General features: G+C 47.2%; 11 protein-coding genes. 6 read left to right on the top strand and 5 right to left on the bottom strand.

Features of this window, described 5'->3' with window-relative positions; translation table 11 throughout:
• The 3 genes from RMO27_RS01560 to RMO27_RS01550 all read left to right on the top strand — a co-directional run.
• Positions 1-246 (top strand): BrnT family toxin (locus tag RMO27_RS01560; RefSeq protein WP_309728454.1); only part of this gene is annotated, 246 nt, incomplete at its 5' end.
• The gene (locus tag RMO27_RS01555; protein ID WP_309728452.1) at positions 230-481 is read left to right on the top strand and encodes a BrnA antitoxin family protein; all 252 of its coding nucleotides are present in this window, start codon (positions 230-232) and stop codon (positions 479-481) included. The genes RMO27_RS01560 and RMO27_RS01555, both read left to right, overlap by 17 nt.
• A 37-nt stretch (positions 482-518) precedes the next feature.
• Positions 519-731 (top strand): hypothetical protein, encoded by a 213-nt coding sequence (locus RMO27_RS01550; RefSeq protein ID WP_309728450.1) that lies wholly within the window; start codon positions 519-521, stop codon positions 729-731.
• Here the strand turns inward: RMO27_RS01550 and RMO27_RS01545 are convergent.
• The 3 genes from RMO27_RS01545 to RMO27_RS01535 all read right to left on the bottom strand — a co-directional run bounded on the left by RMO27_RS01545 (position 715) and on the right by RMO27_RS01535 (position 1,646).
• The gene (locus RMO27_RS01545) at positions 715-948 is read right to left on the bottom strand and encodes a hypothetical protein (protein ID WP_309728448.1); all 234 of its coding nucleotides are present in this window, start codon (positions 946-948) and stop codon (positions 715-717) included. The genes RMO27_RS01550 and RMO27_RS01545 overlap by 17 nt on opposite strands.
• A 158-nt stretch (positions 949-1,106) precedes the next feature.
• Entirely contained in the window at positions 1,107-1,304 is a 198-nt protein-coding gene (locus RMO27_RS01540) for a hypothetical protein (protein WP_309728446.1), read from the bottom strand.
• A 24-nt stretch (positions 1,305-1,328) separates the two neighbouring features.
• Entirely contained in the window at positions 1,329-1,646 is a 318-nt protein-coding gene (locus tag RMO27_RS01535; RefSeq protein WP_309728443.1) for a hypothetical protein, read from the bottom strand.
• A 239-nt stretch (positions 1,647-1,885) separates the two neighbouring features.
• Between RMO27_RS01535 and RMO27_RS01530 the strand changes: the two genes are divergently transcribed.
• The gene (locus RMO27_RS01530) at positions 1,886-2,305 is read left to right on the top strand and encodes a nucleoside 2-deoxyribosyltransferase (protein WP_309728441.1); all 420 of its coding nucleotides are present in this window, start codon (positions 1,886-1,888) and stop codon (positions 2,303-2,305) included.
• On the opposite strand, the gene cobO is transcribed toward RMO27_RS01530, so the two are convergent.
• Positions 2,302-2,910, bottom strand: a complete 609-nt coding sequence (gene cobO, locus RMO27_RS01525; RefSeq protein WP_309728439.1) for a cob(I)yrinic acid a,c-diamide adenosyltransferase — start codon at positions 2,908-2,910, stop codon at positions 2,302-2,304. The two genes, RMO27_RS01530 and cobO, sit on opposite strands and share 4 nt — an antisense overlap.
• A 160-nt stretch (positions 2,911-3,070) precedes the next feature.
• On the opposite strand from cobO, the gene RMO27_RS01520 reads away from it, so the two are divergent.
• Both RMO27_RS01520 and RMO27_RS01515 read left to right on the top strand, forming a co-directional pair.
• On the top strand, positions 3,071-3,598 hold the full coding sequence (locus RMO27_RS01520) for a hypothetical protein (protein ID WP_309728437.1): 528 nt from the start codon (positions 3,071-3,073) through the stop codon (positions 3,596-3,598).
• Between the two features lie 49 nt (positions 3,599-3,647).
• Positions 3,648-4,226 (top strand): metal-binding protein, encoded by a 579-nt coding sequence (locus tag RMO27_RS01515; RefSeq protein WP_309728435.1) that lies wholly within the window; start codon positions 3,648-3,650, stop codon positions 4,224-4,226.
• 91 nt (positions 4,227-4,317) lie between these two features.
• Here RMO27_RS01515 and RMO27_RS01510 read toward each other — a convergent pair.
• On the bottom strand, positions 4,318-7,205 hold a 2,888-nt coding region (locus RMO27_RS01510; protein WP_309728433.1), incomplete at its 5' end, for a hybrid sensor histidine kinase/response regulator.

Genomic DNA, 7,205 nt, shown 5'->3' with positions numbered 1-7,205 from the left:
GCCGATATTAATCTGCAAAAGCACGGCATACGGTTTTCCGACGCTGAAGCAGTCTTGTTCGATCCGAATGCTCTTTCCTTTGAAGACACAACTGCTCAAGGCGAACAACGGTTTATTGTGATCGGTATGGATCATCTCTGGCGGTTGCTAGTTGTGGTTTACACCGAGCGAGGCGATCGTACACGACTTATTTCAGCCCGTCCAGCCACTCGTTCTGAGAGAAATAACTATGAAAGCGGAATATGATTTCAGTGAAGCTAAACGGGGTGCAGTGATTCCTCAAACAGGTAAAACTCGCATCACGATTTATATTGATGACGATGTGTTAGAGACATTTCGAGAACGAAGTGATACTGCTGGAAAAGGCTATCAAACCATTATGAATGAAGCCTTGCGGGAATATCTTGATAAAGTGAAGCAACCTCTAGATGAGGATACATTACGCCGAGTTATCCAGGAAGAGCTTCGTGCAGCAAAATAATTGAGCGTCTAGATTAGCGAAAAGGAACGTAAAGCGGATGAATCAGATCTCTGAAATGGATGATGAATTGTGCCCCGAATATGATTTTACGCAACTTACTGTTATCAATCTTGGACAGGGACGCAAAAAAACAAGCCTAACTGAACCGTCAAATCCTAGAGAGGTAAGCGATCATTGGACAGAAGATCGATCAGATGTTACCAATTTTTCATTGCAGTATGCGGATGCTATTTTCAAAGAAATAAACTAGCAGAAACCTGAAAGTATTCACCAAGAGCCTTAGCTTGGATTGGATCGATCGATCGTTTACCATTAACAATTTCACACACAACTTCTTGAGAACCGATCGATCCAACCAGATCGGCTTGACTAGTACCACTATATTCCATCAGGTGTAACAAAGCCGCATGAGGAGTGACATCACCCATTGGATAATGCTTACCTTCATAGTCTTCGATCAATGTCACGATTAACGATAGGAATTTTGACTCTTCATTACTTAGATTGCGATTGGCAACTAAGGGTTCAGCAATTGCTAGGGATCGATCGTACTCTGCTTCTGTCGTAATAACTTCAGGGACGAAATATTATAATAAATTCATGTATTAATTTTCACATTTATCGACTAAAAAACCTGCGCTAGAGGCAAAGCCAAAGCTTTTCGCATTTCCTGTAATAATGATTCCAAAAACATCGAGTCATTCGTTACATCTGAAATTTCATCCTCAGTTAATTCTTCCGAATCCAATTGATTTTGATAGGCTGCGATCCGAAATTCTAATGCTTCAGCGATCGATCGCATTGCCTTTGGTGATAAGTTCATCATGCTAATTTTCCTCAACTTACTTTATAAATATAGACTATCAACTGACTCTAGAACACGCTGATATTCATCCAATGGCATCGAATAGCTCGGCTCCCATAGCCAATGATTCCCATAATCATTTACAACTCTAAGCTCGCTGGGAATCTCTGCTTCTAAATCCAGTTTCCACCAGTTTTTGCCAATTCCTCTAACGGAGAACGTAGAAATACCTCCTGAATTTGCAGCTACCCACATCTTCCCATCCGCTTCATACAGATCGATATCCTTTGCTCGGATATTCTCCATTCTAGAAGAGATCGCATTTCCCATGCGATACAGATCGACTGGCATTTTCCTCACAACATCATTTTCTCGATATTTAGATTATATTTTAATCGATCGTTGCGCTAACAGCCCGATTTGTTGAAATTGGATACTCGATTCCGCCAATCGGACGCTCTGCGAACGAAATGCGATCTGGTTCGATCTTTGGCGGAGACTACTGGCGGTAATCTAGAGATATCGATTGCGAACTACTCGATCGAGTAAGCTTAAGAAGCTATTGCAGCATGTGGCTCCCACCGAATGGTAATAAAACTATGCAAGCCCAACTTTATATCTATTTAGCTGCGCCTTTATTTACTAAGGGCGAACAAGATTTCAATCTTCGCGTGTGCAAATACCTGACAGATAATGGTTATCAAGTATTTCTTCCACAGCAAGAATGCGCCCAAAAGCAAGATGCAGAAATCTATCAAACCTGTCTGTCGGGGCTGAAAGCGGCAGCAATTGTTGTCGCGATCGTCGATGGGGCTGATGCGGATAGTGGTACTTGCTGGGAATGTGGATATGCTGTCAGTCAAGGGATTCCAGTTATCGCCGTGAGAACGGATTTTCGAGTTTCGGGCGATACCAAAGGCTTTAATGCGATGATTTACTATAGTGCTGCGAAAATCATTGATGGTAGCGATCGATTCCTAGAGGAAATTGTGAGCGAACTTAAAAGATTCGGATTTTAAAATTCAATTCCAGCTTGGGCTTTGACACCTTGCTCGCGGAAAGGATGTTTAATCATTGTCATTTCGGTAACTAGATCCGCGACATCGATCAGACTTTGGGGTGCGCCTCTACCAGTGAGGATGACGTGAGAGAATTCGGGTTTTTGGGCTAGTCCTGCGATGACGACTTCGGGGCTGAGATAACCTAATTTGAGGGCAATATTCACCTCATCTAGTAATACCAATTGATAGTTCGGATCGATGATATAAGCCAATGCTTGCTCCCACGCCCGTTCGGCGGTAGCGATATCGCGATCGCGATCCTGAGTATCCCAGGTAAACCCTTCGCCCATCGCCTGGAACACTAACTGGTCGCCAAACCGCTCTAGCACGGCTTTCTCGGCAGGTTCCCAGGCACCTTTGATGAATTGGACGATCGCGACTTTGTAGCCGTGTCCGAGGGATCTGAGCACCATGCCCAGTGCGGCGGTAGTTTTGCCTTTGCCCGTTCCGGTGTTGATGATTATCAAGCCTTTTTTGTCGATCGACTGCTCGATCCGCTCGGCTTGTACCTGCTGCCGCCGCTGCATCTTTTGTTTGTACTGTTCTTCAGTGAGATGGGTCATTTAGCAGGTTAAGGTATGGAAGTAGGTTGTATGAGTATATAATCTAGGCGATCATCCAACATTTTTACAAGCATCGCTACAACAATTGACACAGACTTAAGTTAACTATCGATCGCACGCTTTGTCACGATGCTCTACCTAAATTCTCTTCAACATCACCATGAGCGACGATCCTCCCCACGAACTACACCTACAAGTACCCTGCAAATTTCGGGCGATCGCCGCAGTTATACATGCTATATTTGCAATCCCGATGGGACTTATTGTGACATTTTATCTATGGATGCTATTCGTTGGTAGTAGCGAGATGAGTAGTAATACAAATCAGGTATTGACGATCGTGTTTTACTTTATCTTCGTGAGTTTGCCAATAATGGCGATCTGGCCGATAATTAGCTGGGTAATGTGGCTAGCAACGAGAGCCATCCATCCTTTTGTCGATCTAGCTGGTCGCGATGTGCTTAATTACACGTTGGGTAATTTAATCTCAACACTTGGATTGACTATTCTACTTGTTGTTGTCAGTCGCTCTTTATACATGGTGCCGTATTTTCACGAGGTAAGTTTTGGGATACTTAACTTTGTAGTGGCTGCTTTTGTGATGAATTCGATCGTTTCTGGTCTGTTCGCACTCAGAGGCGATCGCTATCAAAGTATTTTAATTCATCCTTTTGTGCGAGCTAAATAATCAAGATTTTTTTTGCTAACTACTGTCAAATCTTTACCCGTAATTAACTTTGCCATCTGGACGCACCCACGATCGAGTAACTCTCTGGAGTCTGCCACTAATTGCTGGCGGGACACTGTATGCGACTGCCCGTGCAGATTTGGCATTTTGGGTATCGGGTGGTTTTTTGTTTAGTGGGTTGATATTTGGGCCAGATCTAGATTTGTACTCGTTTCACTACAAACGCTGGGGGCTGTTGCGGTGGATGTGGCGACCATATCAAAAAGCCATTAAACATCGATCAATTTGGTCACATGGCCCGCTAATTGGCACGATCGGGCGGATTTTATATCTAAGTTTATGGTTGAGTTTATTTGGTCTAATTTATTTAGAGATAGCTCGTTTAGCTGGCTTTAAGACATATAACGAAGAACAGCTATTGACAATTTTTCAGCAGTCGATCGCTAGCAATTATCCAGTTTATTTAGCACTATTTTGTGGTCTAGAATTAGGTGCGATGAGCCACTACAGTAGCGATTGGTTGGTATCGACATTCAATCGACTTGTAAATCGTGGTGTTCGATCGAAAGCTTTAGATCGGCAAAAAAAAATGCCTGTCAGACAGGCAAGAAAGGAACGAATTAAGTGAAGCGAGTTGGGAGTTGCAGTACCACCGTATGGGAGTTGGGAGCAATTATAGACATAAATCAGCTTTGCTTCCAACTCCTGCTTGTCGATCGTTAGACGATTTCCAGTACTTCCCCTTTGATCATCCGCTTCGCGGCATCGAGCAGAGCTTCTTCGAGGTAAGGTTTGATGAAGTAGCCGCTGGCACCGAGCTGGGAGGCGATCTGACGGTGTCGATCGCTACCGCGTGAAGTCAGCATCGCGACAGGTACCTTGCTCAGAGCAGCATCTTTCTGGATGCGGGACAGGAATTCGAGTCCGTCCATCCGTGGCATCTCGATATCGCAGAAGACGATATCGCAGGGCAGACCGGCTCTGAGTTTGTCCCAGGCTTCTTGACCGTCGCGGGCTTGTTCGACACGGTAGCCGGCTCGTTTGAAGGTCAATGAGAGCAATTCGCGGACGGTGATCGAGTCATCAACGATCAGCACCATCGATTCGCGGATTTCGACAGTCGGAGTGGCAATTCGATCCGTCCACTCGGTCGAAACGTGACGGGAGAGCGTACCATTGGCCAGCGAGATTAATTCCATCACGTCGGCAATCGGGACGATCCGACCATCCCCCATTACGGTAGCACCCGCAATCCCTAACGGCTTGGCGGCTGGCCCTTGAAGGGGTTTGATCACGATTTCTTGGTCGCCAGTAATCTTATCGACTTGGACGGCGGTGAGATTGCCATCGCTGCGGAGAATCAGGATTGAGACCAGATCGCTATCATCTTCATTAGTGCTATAGAAGCTATTGCGTGCCAACGGACGATTGAAGCTGAGTAAATCAGAGAGCGGTGTAAATGGAATCAGTTCGTCGCGCCAGAAGATACACTGCTTGCCTTCGCTATCGGTTTGGATCTGCTCTGGGCTGACATCTTGAGTATCTTCAATTCCATCCATTGGAAAGGCGATATTGCTCTTGTTGTTAACTGCGATCAGGGCTTTGGCGATACTGAGTGCCAGCGGTAACCGAATCGTAAACGTCGTACCGACACCCAGCTTCGATTCCGTGGCGATCGTCCCGCGAATTTCGGTGATACTGGTGCGGACGACATCCATCCCCACGCCGCGTCCGGCCAACTCATCCGCTTGGTCTTTAGTTGAGAAGCTAGGCAGGAACAGTAGTTCGTAAGCTTCTGTTTTGGACATGGCTGCCGCTTGTTGAGCGGTGATGATCCCTTTTTCGATCGCTTTTTGTTTGACCCGATCGGTATCGATGCCCGCACCATCGTCGGAAACCGAGATGATTGTTTGGTTCCCTTGATGGAGGGCGCGGATCGTGATTTTACCCTCGCTGGGTTTGCTCGCAGCTTGGCGGGTTTCATTCGCTTCGATGCCGTGGGCGATCGCGTTGTTCACCATGTGAATTAACGGATCGGTGAGGCTTTCGAGAATCACTTTATCGATGAGCGTATCGCGACCTTCAACGCTGAGTTCGACTTGCTTGCCGTATTTGAGACCGTTCTCGCGCACGCCCCGTTGCAGCCTGTCGGCGGTTTGGGCAAAGGGCACCATCCGCGATTTGGTCAAATCTTCCTGAAGTTGTCCGGTAATCTGCCGTAATGTCCGCGTGACTTCGGTACTGCCATCGACAACGAATTCAATATCCGCAGTGGATTCTCGTACGCGCACGGTCAACTCGATCATCTTCTGGGAGAGCAAGTGAATCGGCGTGAATCGATCCATTTCTAACGGATCGTATTCGATACTGGAGTTGTTACCACTGTTCCCAGTGTTACCACTACTGCCTTCATCGTGATTAGTTTGCGGAGCGGCTGCGGCGGTTTTGTTTTGCTGACGGCTGGCAACTAGGGAGTTTTCCATCAACGATCGCTCGTAGAGGTCTTGCATCCGCTTGCCGACTTCGTTGAGCTTTTGGACTTCGGAGAGCAGTTTTTCGACAAACTGGCGCATCCGATTTTGGTCTTGCTCCAAGGTGTTGCGGTTGACAACTAATTCCCCAACTAAGTTGTTGAGATTATTGAGATGTCGGACTGACACCCGCATGGTTTGCTCGAATGTCCGCGATTGCTTGGGACGACGATCTTTCGACTCCCGCGCTGGTGGCTGAACGACTGGGGCGACGACGGGTGCGGGGACGGCAACCAAGCTATCGAGATCGTCGAGATTGCTATCGGTAGGAGCCGGAGTGGGATCGGTCGCGACTAGAGCATCGAGGTCGTCCAGTGCCGACGACTGTGACGCGCCCATCAGTAAGCTACCACCAACACCCACAGCAGCCACACCCAGTAAAGCATCTAAATTGCCCAGATCTGGCAGATTATCGCTAGGCATTTCGCCCAACAGATCGTCGAAATTGCCCAGATCTGGCAGGTGATCGCTAGGCATTTCGTCTAACAGATCGTCGAAATTAGCCAGTGATAAGTCGTTGCTACCTAAATCCGCACCGAGATCGTCGAGTTGGACATCTAGGGCAGCAAGATCGTCGAATTGTGATGTGGAGGAAGCCTCTGGAGCTAAATTATCAAGATCGAATGCACCCATGTCAATCGAATCAAAATCGCGTTCGGTCGCTGGTTCGATCGGATCGAGGGCATTCACCCGGTCGCGATCACTAGTCTCGGAATTGACATCGAGTAAACTAGCCGTTGGTGTGTCTAGATCTAGATCTGACTGGTTCGCTGGGAACTGGAGATCTAAATCGGCGAGGTCGTGCCACTCTGTGGGCGCAGACGGGGCATCAATCGCGTCATCGACAAGTGGGCTACTCGCCAGGACATCAAGATCCACATCTGCCAAACCATTGCCAATTTCAGAATTTAGCTCCAGATCGTCAAAGTTCTGAATATCTAGCTCTAAACCCGTAATCTCGCTATTGGCACTAAAGTCAAAATCGCCAAAATCGATCGGGTTGGCGGGATCGTCGCTAGGGGGTGAATTGTCTGCGAGGAAGTTGAGATCTAGCTGTCCGCATAGATCTGGATTGG

It is taken from the genome of Chamaesiphon sp. OTE_75_metabat_556 (assembly GCF_031378165.1).
Lineage (GTDB): Bacteria > Cyanobacteriota > Cyanobacteriia > Cyanobacteriales > Chamaesiphonaceae > Chamaesiphon.
Note: the sequence above shows the minus strand (reverse complement) of the source record. Positions and strands in the feature narration are given on the sequence as shown.

Excerpts from the sequence above, each read along its gene's own strand:
- RMO27_RS01555 (WP_309728452.1), top strand. The coding sequence starts at position 230 with ATGAAAGCGGAATATGATTTCAGTGAAGCTAAACGGGGTGCAGTGATT.
- RMO27_RS01550 (WP_309728450.1), top strand. The coding sequence starts at position 519 with ATGAATCAGATCTCTGAAATGGATGATGAATTGTGCCCCGAATATGAT.
- RMO27_RS01540 (WP_309728446.1), bottom strand. The coding sequence starts at position 1,304 with ATGAACTTATCACCAAAGGCAATGCGATCGATCGCTGAAGCATTAGAA.
- RMO27_RS01530 (WP_309728441.1), top strand. The coding sequence starts at position 1,886 with ATGCAAGCCCAACTTTATATCTATTTAGCTGCGCCTTTATTTACTAAG.
- cobO (WP_309728439.1), bottom strand. The coding sequence starts at position 2,910 with ATGACCCATCTCACTGAAGAACAGTACAAACAAAAGATGCAGCGGCGG.
- RMO27_RS01520 (WP_309728437.1), top strand. The coding sequence starts at position 3,071 with ATGAGCGACGATCCTCCCCACGAACTACACCTACAAGTACCCTGCAAA.